The following is a 16,548-nucleotide window of genomic DNA, read 5'->3' as shown; positions in this document are numbered from 1 at the left end:
CGGGACCAAATGGGCAGGATCACGCGCCTACGGTATCAAGAAGTTCTTGGTTTGCCGTCAATGGCCGGTGTTGCGTCCTTTGTAGCAGGTTCGGCGCTGGGCAGATGACGGGCAATCAGCCCGCGATACGCTGCAGCACCGAGGCAGGCACCGACAATCGGTGCAAAAATCGGGATCAGGAAATACGGGATATCGCGGCCACCAGTGAAGGAAATTTCACCCCAGCCAGCGAAGAAAGTCATCAGTTTGGGACCGAAGTCACGCGCCGGGTTCATCGCAAAACCGGTCAGCGGGCCCATCGAGCTGCCGATCACCGCGATCAGCAGGCCGATCAGCAGCGGCGCCATCGGCCCGTTTGGCAGACCGTTGTTGTCATCGGTCAGGGACATGATCACGCCCATCAGGACGGCGGTGATGATCACTTCAACCAGGAAGGCCTGGGCCGTGGACAAGACCGGGTTGGGGAACGTGGAGAACACCGACGCCAGTTCAAGGCTGGCTTGAGTGCCACGAACCATATGGTGAGTTTGTTCGTAATCGAAGAATAGATTGCTGTACAGCGTGTAAACCAACAACGCGCCGCAGAAGGCGCCGGCCACCTGGGCAAGAATATAGAACGGCAGTTTGCGTTTTTCGAAGTCAGCGAAAATGCTCAGCGCGATGCTTACGGCAGGATTGAGATGAGCACCCGAAACCCCGGCGGTCAGGTAGATCGCCATGCTGACGCCGACGCCCCAGATGATGCTGATTTCCCACAAGCCAAAGCTGGCACCCGCGACCTTGAGCGCGGCAACGCAACCGGTACCAAAAAAGATCAGCAGTGCAGTGCCCAGAAACTCGGCCATGCATTGGCTCGAAAGCGACGGTTGTTGTAAAGCAGTTGTCATTGAAAACCTCTTTGTTTTTGTTGTCTGGCGCTTTTTTCGTCATGGCCAAAGCGCGATTTTCACCAGGGCAGGATCCCCATCCTGTTCCTGGCTTACTGCTGGGTACTGCGTTGTCACGTTGTGCTGTATTCAGATTCGAAAAAATATAGACAAGAAACACTGCTGTCAAAGGTCGAAAGTGAACTGTCGGTCACAATGCAACTATTAGTCACATGAATGATCGTTTTGTTTGGCGAACCGGACGAACTCTGACGAGCGGTAAAAAATCGCGCCAAGCGCTGGAAACGCTGCCGTGATAGAGCCTTTTGTGGAGCAATGTCCTAGAATCCAGCGCAGTATTTTTCTCTGCCGCCCAGTCTGGAGCTGTCATGACCCCCGCATTGGATTTGTTGAAAAAAGTTCGTGCCGAACATCGCGTGCACAGTTACGAACATGATCCGAAGGCGGCGTCCTATGGCTTGGAGGCCGCGGAGAAACTGGGGCTGGACCCGGCGCAAGTGTTCAAGACGTTACTGGCGGCCAGTGAAAAAGGGGAATTGCTGGTGGCGGTGGTGCCGGTCGTCGGAAGTCTGGACTTGAAGGGCCTGGCGCATGCGGCCGGGGTGAAAAAAGTCGAAATGGCCGACCCTGCCGCTGCACAGCGCTCGACGGGTTATCTGTTGGGCGGTATCAGCCCGCTGGGACAGAAAAAGCGCCTGCGCACGTTTATCGATAATTCGGCCCAACCCTTTGCCAGCATTTTCGTCAGTGCCGGTCGACGTGGCCTGGAAGTGGAACTGGCCCCCGCGGTACTGGCCGAACATACCCAGGCCAAGTTCGCCGATATCGGCCGCGCCTGAATCAGGGAGAAGGTTATGCAGCTTGAGTTTCATCAGGTCGATGCGTTCAGTGAGCGACCGTTCAGCGGCAACCCGGCGATGGTCTATCGCCTCGATGCGTGGCTCGCCGATGAGTTGATGCAGAAAATCGCCGCTGAACATAACCTCGCCGAAACCGCCTTTGTGGTGCGTGAAGGGCAGGGGTGGCACATCCGCTGGTTCACTCCGACCACCGAGGTGCCTTTGTGTGGGCATGCCACCCTGGCCAGCGCTTATGTCTTGTTCGAGATCTATAAAGAGCCGGTCGAACGCCTGGACTTCATTTGTAAATCCGGCCCGCTGAGCGTGAGTCGTGAGGGCGGTCGTTTGTGGCTGGATTTCCCGGCAATCGTGCCGTCTGCAGTCGGCGTGACCCTGGATGTCGAACGTGCCTTGGGCGTCGACGTGGTCGATGTGTTGGGTTCGAATGAGTTATTCGTGGTGCTGGAGTCGGAGCAGGCCGTGCTCGACTGTCAGCCCGATATGGTCGCGTTGGCCAAACTGCCGTGGCCGGGTGCCATCGTCACCGCCAAGGGCAGCAAGCATGATTTTGTGTCGCGGTACTTCGCGCCGGCGATCGGTATCAATGAGGATCCGGTGACCGGTTCGACCCATTGCAGTTTGATCCCGTATTGGTCGAAGCGTTTGGGCAAGTCGAGCCTGACGGCGTATCAGTGTTCGAAGCGAGGCGGGGAGTTGTTCTGTCGGCTGGAAGGCGATCGGGTGAAGATCGGCGGGAATGCGACGCTGGTTGCGAGTGGAATGCTGATCCTCGGTTAACCCCAATCCCGTAGGAGCGAGGCTTGCCCGCGAAGGCGTAGTGTCAGGCAATGCAAATATCGACTGACACTACGCCTTCGCGGGCAAGTCGGATCGCCGCACCGCTCGCTCCTACAGATTCAGGTATCAGCTGGCGGTGCTGTAACGACGAACGCCGGATTCGACCGTCGGAATCTGCGCGGCGATGCTGCCGGACGCCTGGAACAACACCAGGTGTTCAGCGGCAACCCGAATGCCAACTTCTGCACCGACCAGATGATCGGCATGGCTCGGGAAAATCGATTCCAGCTGCGCGCCGGTGGGCATCTGCAACCGATACAACGTCGACGCACCCTGGAACGACTTGCCGACAATCCGCGCCTTCAAGCCACTGTCCGGTGCATAAACGATATCGTCCGGGCGCAACAATACGTCCACGGCGCCACCAATCGGCCAGGTGTAGGCCCGATTGCCGCGCAACTCACCCAGCTCGGTCTGCACCGATTCCGGGCTGCTCAGCTGACCACGAATGAAGTATCCCTGACCGATGAAACTGGCCACATAGGGCGTCAGCGGTTCGTGATACAGGTTGTAGGGCGTGTCCCACTGTTCCAGGCGACCTTCCTTGAAAACCCCGACATGATCGCTTACCGCGAAGGCTTCTTCCTGGTCGTGGGTCACCAGAATCGCGCTGGTGCCACGGGCCTTGAGGATGTCGCGCACTTCGTGGCTGAGCTTGCGCCGCAGTTCGCCGTCGAGGTTGGAAAACGGTTCGTCGAGCAGCAACAGTTGCGGTTCCGGCGCCAGGGCGCGAGCCAGGGCGACACGCTGTTGCTGACCGCCGGAAAGCTCGTGCGGAAAGCGTTTGCCGAGGTTTTTCAGGTTGACCAGTTCCAGCAGCTCTTCGGTCACACGATCCTTTTGCGGATGCTTGCGAATCCCGAACGCGATGTTTTCCGCCACGCTCAAATGCGGAAACAGCGCGTAATCCTGGAACACCATGCCGATCCGGCGTTTCTCCGGCGCGAGGGTGAAGCCGGCGCTGGAGATCGTCTCGCCCGCCAGGGTGATTTCACCTTCGTGCACCGGTTCAAAACCGGCAATCGCCCGCAGCGTCGTGGTTTTGCCGCAACCCGAAGAACCGAGCAGGCAACCGATATCACCGGCATTCAAATGCAGGTTGAGGTTCTGCACGACGCGCTGGTCTTGATAGCCGCAAGCGAGGTTGCGCAGGTTAAGCAGTAATGGCTGGCTCATGCGTGGTGGTACGAAGGCGGAACGAGAAACTCGAGCAGGGCCTTTTGTGCGTGAAGACGGTTTTCCGCTTGATCCCAGGCGACTGAGCGCGGGTCATCGAGCAGGTCGAGGCTGATTTCCTCGCCACGGTGGGCGGGCAGGCAATGCATGAACAGCACGTCATCGGCGGCCAGGTCCAGCAGGGCACGGGTGACCTGGAACGGTGCGAACAGCTTCAGGCGCTTGGCGGTTTCCTCTTCCTGGCCCATGGAGGTCCAGACGTCGGTGCTCACCAGATGCGCGCCGCGCACGGCGTCCTTCGGATCCCGGACGATGGTCACCCGGTCACCGGCGCTGGCCACGAACTCAGGATTGGGTTCATAGCCTTCAGGGCACGCAATGCGCAACTGGAAGTCGAACTGGATCGCCGCTTCTATATAGCTGTTGCACATGTTGTTGCCGTCGCCGATCCAGGCAACGGTCTTGCCCTGGATCGAGCCGCGATGTTCGAGGAAGGTTTGCATGTCGGCCAGCAACTGGCACGGGTGCAGGTCATCGGACAGGCCGTTGATCAGCGGGACGCGCGAATTGGCGGCGAATTCGGTCAGGGTGCTGTGGGAAAACGTACGGATCATCACCGCATCGAGCATGCTCGACATGACAATGGCGGCGTCGCCGATCGGTTCGCCACGGCCCAGTTGCGTGTCGCGCGGCGACAGGAAGATTGCCTGGCCGCCGAGCTGGATCATGCCGGCCTCGAACGAGATCCGGGTACGGGTCGAGGACTTCTCGAAAATCATCCCGAGCACGCGGTTTTTCAGGGGCTCGAACAGTACGCCGCGGTTACGCAGGTCTTTGAGCTCAACGCCTCGACGGATCACGCTGACCAGCTCTTCGGGCGTGCAATCCATCAGGGAGAGAAAGTGCCTTGCGCTCATCATTGACTACCTTTTTGCTACAAACCGCAGATGCTCAAAGCCTTGTTTAACTGGAAAACGGGCGAGACCTGCGGCGTAAGCCGCACAGGGCGACGAAATAGGGGAAGGCGCGATCTTATAATTAAATGTCGCGTCTTACCAATAGGGCTACGGTTTTTAGGGGATTTCAGAGGGGCTATGGGGTGACCGCAGTAGCGCTTTTGAAGCCTGTTTCCTGACAGCAGCTGCTCATTTGTACACTGCGGCTGCGGGGCTTTGCAATCAAACAGGGCGGGCATGGTGTGCTGATGGTCGGTTTCTGACCCGGCATTCCAGCCCGCTGATGGCAATGTGCCTCGTTTGTAACACTTGCTAATGCAATGTGCTGGGTTATAACTAAGTCACGAGCGATGCAGGAAGCCTTCGGAATGGAATCGAAAGAACAGCAATTGATGGAATTACTAGGTCTCACGGCCCGCTCACTGACGCATCTCACCGCTTCCATGACCTCAATGTCCTTTGAGCTTTTGCGAAGTAACGACGAGGTGACCAGGGCCGCTGGCCGGCGGATGATCGACCGCATGGCCACCATCAGCACAGGGCTCGACGAGCACTGGCGGCTGATCGGCGAACTCACCGGCGTGCATGTCGCCCACGAACAGATTGAAACCATCCAGGAGATTCAGTTGCAGGCGCCACCGAGGCTGCCGTCAAACTGATCCCGAGCGGTCATCGGCTGGCCTGATGGTCGCCGATTCACAAGACGAACGTCGCTGGCGCAGTGGCGGGGCACGCGCCATAGTTTTGTTCCCGCGGCCGTTATTGCCCGCCCAGAACAAGACAGAGACTGGCCATGACCAAGACTCTCCATCACCGTGCCTGCCACCTGTGTGAAGCCATCTGCGGCCTGACCATCGAGACCACCGAGCTCGATGGTGATGTGCAGATCACCTCGATCAAGGGCGATGCCCTCGATACGTTCAGCCGCGGGCACATCTGCCCCAAGGCCGTTGCCCTGCAAGACATCCAGAACGATCCAGACCGCCTGCGTCAGCCGATGCTGCGCGTTGGCAGCGAATGGCAACCCATCGAGTGGGAAGATGCCTTCAACCTGGTCGCTGAACGCCTGGCAGGGATACAGGAGCGCCACGGGCAGAACTCGGTGGCGGTTTATCAAGGCAACCCCAGCGTGCACAACTACGGGCTGATGACCCACAGCAATTACTTTCTTGGCCTGCTGAAAACCCGCAACCGGTTTTCCGCGACCTCGGTCGATCAGTTGCCTCATCACCTGACCAGCCATTTGATGTACGGCCACGGCTTGCTGTTGCCGATCCCGGACATCGATCACACCGATTTCATGCTGATTCTTGGTGGTAATCCGCTGGCCTCCAACGGCAGCATCATGACCGTGCCAGATGTGGAAAAGCGCCTGAAAGCGATACAGGGCCGGGGCGGTAAAGTGGTGGTGGTCGATCCGCGTCGCAGCGAAACGGCTGCGATTGCCGATCAGCATCTGTTCGTCCGTCCGGGCGGCGACGCAGCATTGCTGTTCGGGCTGCTCAACACGTTGTTTGCTGAAGGCCTGACCCGCGACAGCCATTTGCCGGTCGACGGCCTGGATGACGTGCGCAAGGCCGTCGCGGCTTTCACCGCCGAAGCCATGAGCCCGCTGTGTGCCGTGCCGGCCGAGCAGATCCGCCAATTGGCGCGGGACTTCGCGGCGGCGCCGACAGCGGTTTGTTATGGCCGTATGGGCGTTTCTACCCAGGCGTTCGGTACGTTGTGCCATTGGCTGGTGCAGTTGATCAACCTGGTCACCGGCAACCTTGATCGCGTCGGTGGTGCGGTGTGCACCGAACCGGCGGTGGACCTGGTGGCATCTACCTCGGGCGGACATTTCAATCTGTGGCAGAGCCGCGTGTCCGGGCGTCCGGAATACAGCGGCGAGCTGCCAGTGTCGGCGCTGGCCGAAGAGATGCTCACCGAAGGGGAAGGGCAGGTTCGCGCGTTGATTACTGTGGCCGGCAATCCGGTGTTGTCGACGCCCAATGGCCGGCAACTGGAGCAGGCGCTTGACGGGTTGGAGTTCATGGTCAGTGTTGACTTGTACATCAACGAAACCACGCGCTATGCCGACCTGATCCTGCCGTCGACTTCCGCTCTGGAAAACGATCACTACGACACCACGTTCAACATGTTTGCGGTGCGTAACGTCAGCCGGTTCAATCGCGCGATCCTGGCCAAGCCGGAAGGCGCGTTGCACGACTGGGAGATTTTCGTCGGGCTGGCCAAGGCCTTTGCCGCGAAGACCGGCAAGGAACTGAAACCGACGATTCCCCCTGCGCAGATGATCGATCGTGGTTTGCGAATGGGGCTGTATGGCGACGCCTCGCTGCACAAGCTGTCTTTGGCGACGCTATTTGATCAGCCGCATGGCGTCGACCTTGGCGCGCTGAAATCCAATCTGGCGCCACGCCTGAAAACCGCCAACCAGCGCGTTCAGGCAGCACCGGCGGCGATCCTTGCCGACCTCTCGCGATTTGCGGCGCTGCAAGCTCCGGCGGCTGATGAACTGCTGATGATTGGCCGTCGTCACGTGCGCAGCAATAACTCGTGGATGCACAACTATCACCGACTGGTGAAGGGCAAGCCGCGTCATCAGTTGCTGATGCATCCGGACGACCTTGCCAGTCGCGGGCTCAGCGATGGGCAGCGGGTGCGGGTCAGTTCCCGGGTCGGCATGATCGAAGTGGAAGTGCTGGGCAGTCAGGATATGATGAAAGGTGTGGTCAGCCTGCCGCACGGTTGGGGCCATGCGCGGCCTGGCGTGCAGATGACGATTGCCAGCGGCCAGCCAGGTTCCAGTGCCAATGACCTGACCGACGAGTGTCAGCTCGATGAGTTGTCGGGGAATGCGGCATTGAACGGTGTGCCGGTGACCGTAGCGGCGGCTTGATTGAGTCTGTCGGGGAGACCGAGCATGGCGCTCGGCTTTCCGTTACAATGCGCCACCGTGCCGACCCCCGAGTCGGAAAGTTCAGCCGAGGTGCTTCATGGATATCATCGAAACGATTAAAGAGCAGATTGCCAACAACACCATTCTGCTTTACATGAAAGGTTCGCCGAATGCCCCGCAGTGTGGCTTCTCCGCGAAAGCCGCACAGGCCGTGATGGCATGTGGTGAAAAGTTTGCGTACGTGGACATCCTGCAGAACCCGGAAATCCGCGCCAACCTGCCAAAATACGCCAACTGGCCAACTTTCCCGCAGCTGTGGGTCGGTGGTGAGCTGGTCGGCGGTAGCGACATCATGACCGAGATGGCTGCAGACGGTTCGCTGCAAAGCACCATCAAAGCGGCTGTTGAAGCCGCCGCTGCTGCCAAGACCGAAGCTTGACCTGCTTTCTGTAGGAGCGAGCGGTTCGGCGTTCCGACTTGCCCGCGAAGGCGTTGTACCTGACACACCGCTTTCGCGAGCAAGCTTCGCTCCTACAACAGCACAGGCACAAAAAAGCCCCGCCTCTTAAAAGAGAGCGGGGCTTTTTATTGTCTTGAATCTAACGGGCGATAACTTACTCGTCGTCGCCCATCTGCGATTGCAGATAGTTCTCAAGACCGATTTTATCGATCAGGCCCAGTTGGGTTTCCAGCCAGTCGATATGTTCTTCTTCGGATTCAAGAATATCTTCGAGCAGTTCACGGCTACCGTAGTCGCCAACGGTTTCGCAATGAGCGATCGCGACTTTCAGGTCAGCGTGGCCGGTACGTTCGATACGCAGGTCGCACTCAAGCATTTCCTGGGTGTGTTCGCCGATCTGCAGCTTGCCCAGGTCCTGCACGTTTGGCAGGCCTTCCAGGAACAGGATGCGCTTGATCAGCTTGTCCGCGTGTTTCATCTCGTCGATGGACTCGTGGTATTCGTGCTTGCCGAGCTTGTTCAGACCCCAATCTTCATACATGCGCGCATGCAGAAAATACTGATTGATCGCGACCAGTTCATTGGCAAGGATCTTGTTGAGATGCTGGATGACTGTAATGTCGCCTTTCATGATGGGGTCCTGCCCTGTAATAGCTGTCTATAAACCAGAGTTTGAGCCGCACAACTAAGAGTGTCAAACCTAACTTATTGAAACTTAAATGAACATACGAATCATAACTAAGCAGCAGTATCCGGCACTGATCGAGATGATCGACGGTGCAGGATGTGATTGATGAAAAAGGCAGCAAACAAGGCGATGAACGGCGTCATCGGCATATGATAGCGATCCTGGCCGACGATCAGCAGAGCCACGGCTGCAAACAAGGCGGGCGTTACCACCAGCGGATCGAACAAACGCAAAGGATTTTCCCGGAGAAATACTCCGACGCCAATGAGAGAGAGGGAGAAAATTGCTAACCAATAGGCGGCAGAGCCAGCCTTGAGTATCGGTTGCAATGCAGGAGCTAGCGAGTTCTGGTTCCATGCTATGCCGATGCTTTCGCGATCAAAGCTGTGGGCGACCCGGTTCAGGCATAACCGAAGATAGAGACCTGGATTTTCGCGAATGAAGTCGAGCGCGAGACCTTTGTAATGGTTATCGCGGACTACTTCGTTTTTTGTATTGAGATTTATTTCGGGCACCGACATATAGGCCCCATTTGCCTGGGGGTTATTGCCCATCCACAGATTGATACCGAAATTCGCAGAAATAAGTACCGGCTCGCCAAATAAAGCGCGATTACGCTCTGCCCAAGGAGTCAGCAATATTGCTGCGACGACCAGCGCCAGAATGACGTGCAGAACAGTTTGCGCCGGTTTACGGAAGGGCTGATCCAGAAGCGGTAGCAAAACAATTAGCGGTAGAGCCGTCGGCCGCATGAATGCGGCGGCGACCAGAAGAGCAGTCGACAGAACGGTGCGAGCCCAGTGCGGCAACTTCCCCGTACCACGAGCCACAAAAGCCCAGATCACCAGCGTCATGAGAGGCAATTCGCTGTTTGGAACGGTGGTGAAGGCGATCCATGCGGGCCAGAAGGCGAATAGCAGCGCCGCGATGCGTGCGATCGTCCTGTCAAAATACAAAAGGCCGAGTTGATAGATTCCAGCTACCGATATAGAGCTGAGAATCAGGTTGACAAGAATGACTACCCAGCCATGCACGCCCAACATCGCATAAAAGGCGCCGTAAAGGGCGGACGGGCCAACAGGCCAGTAAGCCGTGGCTTCACCACCAGGATAGACATAGCCTCGGCCTGCTGCGATTTCCTGCGCGAAGCTGTGATACATGTTCGCGTCCGATACAGGGCTTACTGGAACCAATAGTCCCCATATCAACCGGATCGCAAAAGTCAGCATCAGAATGGGCAAGACACCTGACTTGAAGCTGGCCTGTGCGAGTAGCCATGTTGTGTTCACCATAAGGAAGGACCACTTATTGCCATGAAGAAGGTGCAGCCCATCAGTGCTACCACGACGATGCTCTGCCAGTCCCGCGCCGCGAAGAGCACGGGGTCTTCATCCACCTCGCCTCGCACAGTCTTCATCCACAGGCGTGCAGTCCAATAGAGCATGAGCGAAGGCGCAAACCACAACCATTCGTGCGAAGGATACATGACGGGCACAATCTCGGCCTGCGTGTACATGGCGAGGATCAGAACGCTGATCATGCCGCTGGATGAGCCAAGCGCCAGCACCACCGGCAGATCTTCAGGACGATAACCGCGACCAGGCAACGACTTGACCGAAAAGGCAGTATCCCGCAGCTCCGAGTAACGCTTCACCAGGGCAAGACTGAGGAAGATGAACATGGAAAAAGCGAGTAACCAAAAGGACGGTTTGATATCCGTCGCGGCGGCGCCCGCTATGACACGAATCGAATAAAGGCTAGCCAGTATCATCACATCGACGATCACCTGCTTCTTCAGCAGGAAGGAATAGGCAGCGGTCAGAAAATAGTAGACACCGAGCACAACGAGAAAGCGTGGCGGCAATTGCAGCGCAAGTATCAGGGATGAACCAAGCAGCAAGGGGATGGCGGCGATGCCCGATTTCACGGACAAGGTCCCAGCGGCAAAAGGCCGGTTCTTCTTGCGGTGATGCTTGCGATCTGCGGGCAGGTCGAGCAGATCATTCAGCAGATAGACGGACGAGGCGCACAGGCTGAACGAGATGAAGGCAAGGATCGCCCAGAACAATAGTTGCGGATTCGTCACCTGATGCGCCGCTAGCAGGGGGACGAAGACAAGGAGATTCTTCAGCCACTGCTGAATGCGCAGGGCTCTCCACCAGACACGAAAACCACCGCTTGGATCCTCTATAAAATCAATGTCGTGATTGCTATCCCGCGCCGCTTGCCTCAGACCGTCCTGTGAGGAAACCAGAAACGCCCGGCGCGCCCGTGCGAATACGGGCAAGTCCGCTTTGTCGTTGCCGATATAGTCGAAGCCTCGTTCGCCAAAGCGTTCGACGAGCATACTAGCCTTGGCGTGGGAGGAAAGATTGGTGCCTTCGTCGCTGCACAGTACCTCGTCGAAGAGGCCCAGATGGTCCGTAATACCATTGGCGACGCCGGCGCAAGATGCCGTGGCAAGAATGATAGGGCGCTGCGCTGCGCGGGCGGTTTCGATCAGGACTAGCACATCGGTGCGATAGGGGAGGCTAGCTGCATCGATCGTTACTCGCTCGGCGATGCGGTGCTTGAGGCTCGCCTTGCCCTTCATGAGCCAGCCCGGCAGGGAGGCGAGCGAGAGAGGCGAGGTCTTTGCAAGCAACAGAAATGTTTCGAGCAGCATGTCGGTGCGCACCAGTGTGCCATCCAGATCCACGCAAAGCGGAATCGGCGCGTCATCGATTTCGTTCATGTTCGTCATGACGTCACGCCCCCCTCGCCATCACGACAACCCCGCTCATGATCAGCAATGTGCCGATGACCTTGGCCGCGGAGAAGGTGTCATTGAAGACGAGGCGGCCGAGCACGGCCGTTAGCACAAAGCCCAGTGCCACGAACGGATAGGCGAAACTGACCTGCACCTTGGATAGCACCATCAGCCAGACCGCCGCACTGCTGAAATACAGGAAAAGGCCGAGCAATATTAGGGGGTTGAGGGCAATATCGAGCAATGCTGATACTCGTGCCCCTCCTTCTGCGATCCCCCTCTGGACGGAAGGGGAGTCCATGCCGGCCTTGAGGGCGATCTGCGCAAAGGCGGATATCGTGACGCTAATCAGGATGAGCGCATAAACGTTTTTTACCAGGCTGAGATTTAACAAAGCGCCCTCCCCCGAGTTTGTGTCGCATGCTATTTGTGTAGCAGTGACATTGGATTGCGTCAATTCGGCAGGAAACGCTCTCGGCCGGAAAATCAAAGCAGGAGGGAACAGGAAATTTTAGCTCCCAGTAGCCAAACAACTTTGGTCGGCCCTTGAGCAAGGAGAAGGAGAACGAGAAATGTCAGCAAAGTCGAAAGCGGGGACGCTATTCGCGTGGCCACCTATCGACCGTGCTCAACGGTCATGCAGCGATTTCTGCTGAACTAGCGCTGCGCTTGGAACTCGCCGGTATAAGCACCGGCCGCCAGTGGCTGGCCATGAAGGCAGCCTATGACTTGTGGCAGGCCGAACACCGAGGGCAACCGAATATCGTACGTTTGCATGAAGTGCCAGCGTAAGCCATGAGTAACCACGACCAGAAACGACAAGGGCCTGCATCGCTGCAAGCCCTTGTTTTGTATAGAATTCTTTAAAATATAAAGCTAAATATAGGCGGACATGAGGTCCGGTTCTTTGGAATAGGGTATTTACGCGGCAGTAAATTCTACAGGGAAAGGAATCGCAGCCTGGGCTGTTTGCAATTTGGTCAGGGTTTCACGCACCACTTCCTTGGCAAGGCAGGCGCATTTGCCACATTGGCTGGCTACGCCGGTAGCTTGGCGGACTTCCTTGTAGCTGCAGCAACCTTCATAGATTGCTTCGCGGATTTGTCCGTCGGTGACGCCAGTGCAGAGGCAGACATACATAACTGAAACCGTCGCTGGTTATGACTCAATTGCGATGGATCTTAATGTTAACGAGAATGATTGTCAAAGTGGTTTCTGAAAGCTTTGCGTTATAAGCGAGGGTGACTGACGAACGGTTTTCCTAGGGCAATCTGCCAGTAAGCGTGTCGCCGGGAATTTGGCCTGTCGGTGAAAATCCGTTGAGGACAGCTCAAAAACGCAGTGTATGATGGCCGGTCCTTATGAAGCGGGTGGGTGTCACAGGGCTGTCGCCTGAGGGTGGCAGGCTGGCGCAAACCCGGAACTTCACGTTTTTACACCAGGAGATATTCAATGAGCGTACTCGTAGGCAAGCAAGCCCCTGACTTCACCGTACCAGCCGTACTCGGCAATGGCGAAATCGTCGACAGCTTCACCCTGTCGTCGGCCATCAAAGGCAAATACGGCCTGGTGTTCTTCTACCCGTTGGACTTCACCTTCGTTTGCCCATCCGAGCTGATCGCTCTGGACAACCGCATGTCCGACTTCAAGGCCCGCAACGTTGAAGTGATCGCTGTTTCGATCGACTCGCACTTCACCCACAACGCGTGGCGCAACACCCCGGTCAACAATGGTGGCATCGGCGAAGTTCGCTACACCATGGCAGCCGACCTGAAGCACGAAATCGCCAAGGCCTACGATGTTGAATCCGAAGGCGGCGTGGCTTTCCGTGGCGCGTTCCTGATCGACGACAAAGGCGTTGTCCGTTCGCAGATCATCAACGACCTGCCACTGGGCCGTAACATCGAAGAGCTGGTCCGTCTGGTCGACGCTCTGCAATTCCACGAAGAGCACGGCGAAGTTTGCCCTGCCAACTGGAAAAAAGGCGACAAAGGCATGACCGCTTCGACCGAAGGCGTCGCGGCTTACCTGACCGAGAATGCTGCTGCCCTGTAAGGCGCATTCGAGGCACAAAAAAACCGGCCGTTGAGGCCGGTTTTTTTATGGGCGGAGAAGCGGTGATTCCTGTAGGAGCCGGCTTGCTGGCGATCCAGGCGCCTCGGTAATCAGACAAACCGCGGTGGCTGAATCGCCAGCAAGCCGGCTCCTACGAAAAGCCGATCAGTCGTTGTAGTCTTCCCAGCCGCCCATCTGTTTCCAGCGATTGACGATGCCGCAGAACAGCTCGGCCGTCTTCTCTGTGTCGTAGCGAGCCGAGTGAGCCTCGCGACCGTCGAAGTCGATATCGGCGGCCTGACAGGCTTTCGCCAGCACCGTCTGACCGTACGCCAGACCGGCCAGGGTGGCCGTGTCGAAGCTGGAGAACGGATGAAACGGGTTGCGCTTCATGTCCAGGCGCGCAACCGCCGCGTTCAGGAAGCCCAGATCGAAGCTGCTGTTGTGCCCGACCAGAATCGCCCGCTTGCAGCCGTTGGCTTTCAACGCCTTGCGGATGCCGCGGAAAATATCGGTCAGCGCCGCTTCTTCACTCACCGCCATGCGCAGCGGGTGATCGAGTTTGATCCCGGTGAACTCCAGCGCGGCCGCTTCGATGTTGGCGCCTTCAAAAGGCTCGACACGGAAGAAGTAGGTGTGGTCAGGGTATACAAAACCCTTCTCGTCCATGGCGATCGTGGTAGCGGCTATTTCCAGCAAAGCGTCAGTGGCAGAGTTGAAACCACCGGTTTCAACGTCGACAACGACTGGCAGGTATCCACGGAATCGAGCTGCCATCGGGTGGCGTGGACCACCTCCGCCGCCTTGACCGTCCTGTTCGTCGTCGTAATGGTCTTCACTCACGCGTGTTCCTCCAGCAGGCGCCAGCGCAGTTTTTCACCGGCGCGCAGCGGGATAACGGTCAGCTCGCCAAATGGCAGGCTGGTTGGGGCGGTCCACTCGTCGCGGACCAGAGTAATGCGATCGGTGTTCACCGGCAGGCCATAGAAGCGCGGGCCGTTGAGGCTGGCGAAGGCTTCGAGCTTGTCCAGTGCGTTACGTTGTTCGAACGCTTCGGCGTACATCTCGATCGCCGCATAAGCGGTGTAGCAACCGGCACAGCCGCACGCGGCTTCTTTGGCATGCTGGGCGTGAGGCGCCGAGTCGGTGCCGAGGAAGAACTTTTCGCTGCCGCTGGTGGCGGCGTCGAGCAGGGCTTCCTGATGCGTATTGCGCTTGAGGATCGGCAGGCAATAGAAGTGCGGCCGAATCCCGCCCACCAGCATGTGGTTGCGGTTGTACAAGAGGTGATGCGCGGTGATGGTCGCGCCAACGTTGGCCGAAGCCTCGTTGACGAACTGCACGGCGTCCGCGGTGGTGATGTGTTCGAACACCACTTTGAGCGTCGGGAAACGCTCGACCACACGACGCATGTGCTCATCGATGAAGATTTTTTCGCGGTCGAACACGTCGACATCGCCACGGGTGACTTCACCGTGAACCAACAAAGGCATCCCGACTTCGGCCATGGCCTCAAGCGCAGGGAAGATCTTGTCGATGCTGGTGACGCCAGAGTCCGAGTTGGTGGTCGCGCCGGCCGGATACAACTTGGCGGCATGAATGAAACCGCTGGCCTTGGCCTCACGAATTTCTTCGGGCTGGGTGCGGTCGGTCAGGTAAAGGACCATCAACGGTTCGAAACGGCTGCCAGCCGGACGTGCAGCGAGAATCCGCTGGCGATAGCCGTCGGCTTCAGCGGCGTTGCGCACCGGAGGTACCAGGTTGGGCATGATGATGGCGCGACCAAAGGTGCGCGCGACATCCGCAACGGTATTGGTCAACACGGCACCATCGCGAAGATGAATATGCCAGTCGTCGGGACGCAGCAGGGTCAGGCGGTCGGACATGAGGGGATTCCAGGCGGGTCAAACTGAAGGGAATGCTACCGGAAAAGACTCTCTCAGGCACTCGCTATCAAGTTTTGCGGGAAGCTTCCGATATCCAACAGGTATGCCGTAAACATGTGTGTGTCGGTCTTTTTGTTGTAGAAGCCAGTGGAGCCTCCCGTGCGCCAGCGTTATTTAGCCTTGCTCAGCGTGTTTGCCAGCCTTCCCGCGATGGCGCTCACTTTCCAGACCCGTCTGGAGAGCATCGAGTGGACGGTCGAAGGGGACAAGTTCGAGTGCCGCCTGACTCAACCGATCACCGATTTCGGTTCGGGTGAGTTCGTGCGCCGCGCCGGCGAGCAGGCGACGTTTCGTCTGAAAGCCTATAACTCGATGGTCGGCGGCGGCTCGGCGACCCTGCTGGCAGCCGCAGCGCCCTGGCAGCCGGGGCGGGGCGACATCAATCTGGGCTCCGTGCGGATTGGTAGCGGCAATGTGCTGTTCAACAGTTCGCAAGTTCAGGCCGGACGCCTGATCAGTGGCCTGATGGATGGGCGCAGCCCGGTCATTCGACATTCTTCGGGCGATGGCCGGGTGTCGGAAGTGCGGTTGTTGCCGGTCAAGTTCAGCAAGGCGTTCAACGATTATCAAAGCTGTGTGGCGAAGCTGCTGCCGAAGAATTTCGAGCAAGTCAAACAAACGCAGATCGGCTTTCCCGGCGACGGCCTGGATCTCGACGCACAGGCCAAGGCCCAGTTGCAGGTCATGCTGGAATTCATGAAGGCTGATCCGACGGTCAATCACATCGAACTCGACGGCCACTCCGACAACAGCGGCAATCGCCTGGCCAATCGTGACCTGTCGCGGCGTCGGGCCCTGGCGGTCATGGAGTTCTTCAAGGCCAACGGTTTTCAGGAATCGCAGATCACCGTGCGCTTCCACGGCGAGCGTTATCCGTTGGCACCCAACACCAATGCCGCCAATCGGGCGAAGAACCGTCGGGTCAATGTGCATCTGGCGCGGGTCGCACCCACCGAGCAGCCGGCGCCTCAGACAACCGCATCGGCGAGCCCCGCGAAGACATACTGAACCGGCTGTCATCGTCGCCCGCTCGAC

Annotated in this window: 17 protein-coding genes; 7 read left to right on the top strand and 10 right to left on the bottom strand. The window is 57.9% G+C overall.

What is annotated here, in order from left to right:
- Positions 1-35 precede the first annotated feature (35 nt).
- On the bottom strand, positions 36-887 hold the full coding sequence (locus KGA97_RS14220; RefSeq protein WP_008032171.1) for an MIP/aquaporin family protein: 852 nt from the start codon (positions 885-887) through the stop codon (positions 36-38).
- A gap of 368 nt (positions 888-1,255) precedes the next feature.
- Between KGA97_RS14220 and ybaK the strand changes: the two genes are divergently transcribed.
- Together ybaK and KGA97_RS14210 are read left to right on the top strand one after the other, a co-directional pair.
- Complete coding sequence (gene ybaK, locus KGA97_RS14215; protein WP_007971306.1) at positions 1,256-1,726, top strand: Cys-tRNA(Pro) deacylase; 471 nt, start codon at positions 1,256-1,258, stop codon at positions 1,724-1,726.
- Positions 1,727-1,741: 15 nt separating this feature from the next.
- Positions 1,742-2,524 (top strand): PhzF family phenazine biosynthesis protein, encoded by a 783-nt coding sequence (locus tag KGA97_RS14210; protein ID WP_008032170.1) that lies wholly within the window; start codon positions 1,742-1,744, stop codon positions 2,522-2,524.
- A 126-nt stretch (positions 2,525-2,650) separates the two neighbouring features.
- Here KGA97_RS14210 and KGA97_RS14205 read toward each other — a convergent pair whose 3' ends face one another.
- Positions 2,651-3,760, bottom strand: coding sequence for an ABC transporter ATP-binding protein (locus KGA97_RS14205; RefSeq protein ID WP_008040856.1), 1,110 nt, complete (start codon positions 3,758-3,760; stop codon positions 2,651-2,653).
- Entirely contained in the window at positions 3,757-4,677 is a 921-nt protein-coding gene (gene argF, locus KGA97_RS14200) for an ornithine carbamoyltransferase (protein ID WP_032832563.1), read from the bottom strand. Before argF ends, KGA97_RS14205 begins: the two co-directional genes overlap by 4 nt.
- Positions 4,678-5,084: 407 nt before the next feature.
- On the opposite strand from argF, the gene KGA97_RS14195 reads away from it, so the two are divergent.
- The 3 genes from KGA97_RS14195 (at position 5,085) to grxD (ending at position 8,054) form a co-directional block, all read left to right on the top strand.
- Positions 5,085-5,375: a hypothetical protein gene (locus KGA97_RS14195; RefSeq protein ID WP_192228576.1), complete on the top strand. Its 291-nt coding sequence runs from the start codon at positions 5,085-5,087 to the stop codon at positions 5,373-5,375.
- 134 nt (positions 5,376-5,509) lie between these two features.
- Positions 5,510-7,615, top strand: a complete 2,106-nt coding sequence (locus KGA97_RS14190; protein ID WP_223437266.1) for a molybdopterin oxidoreductase family protein — start codon at positions 5,510-5,512, stop codon at positions 7,613-7,615.
- A 97-nt stretch (positions 7,616-7,712) separates the two neighbouring features.
- Complete coding sequence (gene grxD, locus KGA97_RS14185) at positions 7,713-8,054, top strand: Grx4 family monothiol glutaredoxin (protein WP_008032163.1); 342 nt, start codon at positions 7,713-7,715, stop codon at positions 8,052-8,054.
- A 175-nt stretch (positions 8,055-8,229) separates the two neighbouring features.
- On the opposite strand, the gene bfr is transcribed toward grxD, so the two are convergent.
- The 5 genes from bfr to KGA97_RS14155 all read right to left on the bottom strand — a co-directional run bounded on the left by bfr (position 8,230) and on the right by KGA97_RS14155 (position 12,652).
- Positions 8,230-8,706, bottom strand: coding sequence for a bacterioferritin (bfr, locus tag KGA97_RS14180; protein WP_008032161.1), 477 nt, complete (start codon positions 8,704-8,706; stop codon positions 8,230-8,232).
- Positions 8,707-8,813: 107 nt separating this feature from the next.
- Positions 8,814-10,055 (bottom strand): ArnT family glycosyltransferase, encoded by a 1,242-nt coding sequence (locus KGA97_RS14175; protein ID WP_223480959.1) that lies wholly within the window; start codon positions 10,053-10,055, stop codon positions 8,814-8,816.
- Entirely contained in the window at positions 10,049-11,506 is a 1,458-nt protein-coding gene (locus KGA97_RS14170; RefSeq protein ID WP_192228579.1) for a UbiA family prenyltransferase, read from the bottom strand. Before KGA97_RS14170 ends, KGA97_RS14175 begins: the two co-directional genes overlap by 7 nt.
- A gap of 4 nt (positions 11,507-11,510) precedes the next feature.
- Positions 11,511-11,906, bottom strand: a complete 396-nt coding sequence (locus tag KGA97_RS14165; RefSeq protein ID WP_223480958.1) for an EamA family transporter — start codon at positions 11,904-11,906, stop codon at positions 11,511-11,513.
- A 527-nt stretch (positions 11,907-12,433) separates the two neighbouring features.
- On the bottom strand, positions 12,434-12,652 hold the full coding sequence (locus KGA97_RS14155) for a bacterioferritin-associated ferredoxin (protein WP_008032160.1): 219 nt from the start codon (positions 12,650-12,652) through the stop codon (positions 12,434-12,436).
- 312 nt (positions 12,653-12,964) lie between these two features.
- Between KGA97_RS14155 and KGA97_RS14150 the strand changes: the two genes are divergently transcribed.
- A complete protein-coding gene (locus KGA97_RS14150; RefSeq protein WP_008032158.1) occupies positions 12,965-13,567 on the top strand; it encodes a peroxiredoxin in 603 nt (200 codons plus the stop codon).
- 165 nt (positions 13,568-13,732) lie between these two features.
- Here KGA97_RS14150 and rnt read toward each other — a convergent pair whose 3' ends face one another.
- The gene (gene rnt / locus KGA97_RS14145; RefSeq protein WP_008036438.1) at positions 13,733-14,410 is read right to left on the bottom strand and encodes a ribonuclease T; all 678 of its coding nucleotides are present in this window, start codon (positions 14,408-14,410) and stop codon (positions 13,733-13,735) included.
- A complete protein-coding gene (gene pyrC / locus KGA97_RS14140) occupies positions 14,407-15,453 on the bottom strand; it encodes a dihydroorotase (protein WP_008036439.1) in 1,047 nt (348 codons plus the stop codon). The genes rnt and pyrC overlap by 4 nt, the downstream gene beginning before the upstream one ends.
- Before the next feature lie 159 nt (positions 15,454-15,612).
- Here pyrC and KGA97_RS14135 point away from each other — a divergent pair, with 159 nt between their 5' ends.
- Entirely contained in the window at positions 15,613-16,521 is a 909-nt protein-coding gene (locus tag KGA97_RS14135; RefSeq protein ID WP_008036440.1) for a flagellar protein MotY, read from the top strand.
- Positions 16,522-16,548: the final 27 nt, after the last annotated feature.

The organism is Pseudomonas sp. BF-B-15 (assembly GCF_019946675.1).
In the GTDB taxonomy this organism is placed as follows: domain Bacteria; phylum Pseudomonadota; class Gammaproteobacteria; order Pseudomonadales; family Pseudomonadaceae; genus Aquipseudomonas; species Aquipseudomonas migulae.
The sequence above is the reverse complement of the archived record's forward strand: the minus strand, read 5'-3'. Positions and strand labels throughout refer to the sequence as shown.

Coding starts and splice junctions, on each gene's coding strand:
- KGA97_RS14190 (WP_223437266.1), top strand. CDS start 5,510: ATGACCAAGACTCTCCATCACCGTGCCTGCCACCTGTGTGAAGCCATC.
- KGA97_RS14220 (WP_008032171.1), bottom strand. CDS start 887: ATGACAACTGCTTTACAACAACCGTCGCTTTCGAGCCAATGCATGGCC.
- KGA97_RS14150 (WP_008032158.1), top strand. CDS start 12,965: ATGAGCGTACTCGTAGGCAAGCAAGCCCCTGACTTCACCGTACCAGCC.
- KGA97_RS14155 (WP_008032160.1), bottom strand. CDS start 12,652: ATGTATGTCTGCCTCTGCACTGGCGTCACCGACGGACAAATCCGCGAA.
- pyrC (WP_008036439.1), bottom strand. CDS start 15,453: ATGTCCGACCGCCTGACCCTGCTGCGTCCCGACGACTGGCATATTCAT.
- argF (WP_032832563.1), bottom strand. CDS start 4,677: ATGAGCGCAAGGCACTTTCTCTCCCTGATGGATTGCACGCCCGAAGAG.
- grxD (WP_008032163.1), top strand. CDS start 7,713: ATGGATATCATCGAAACGATTAAAGAGCAGATTGCCAACAACACCATT.
- ybaK (WP_007971306.1), top strand. CDS start 1,256: ATGACCCCCGCATTGGATTTGTTGAAAAAAGTTCGTGCCGAACATCGC.
- KGA97_RS14170 (WP_192228579.1), bottom strand. CDS start 11,506: ATGACGAACATGAACGAAATCGATGACGCGCCGATTCCGCTTTGCGTG.
- KGA97_RS14205 (WP_008040856.1), bottom strand. CDS start 3,760: ATGAGCCAGCCATTACTGCTTAACCTGCGCAACCTCGCTTGCGGCTAT.
- bfr (WP_008032161.1), bottom strand. CDS start 8,706: ATGAAAGGCGACATTACAGTCATCCAGCATCTCAACAAGATCCTTGCC.
- KGA97_RS14175 (WP_223480959.1), bottom strand. CDS start 10,055: ATGGTGAACACAACATGGCTACTCGCACAGGCCAGCTTCAAGTCAGGT.
- KGA97_RS14195 (WP_192228576.1), top strand. CDS start 5,085: ATGGAATCGAAAGAACAGCAATTGATGGAATTACTAGGTCTCACGGCC.
- KGA97_RS14210 (WP_008032170.1), top strand. CDS start 1,742: ATGCAGCTTGAGTTTCATCAGGTCGATGCGTTCAGTGAGCGACCGTTC.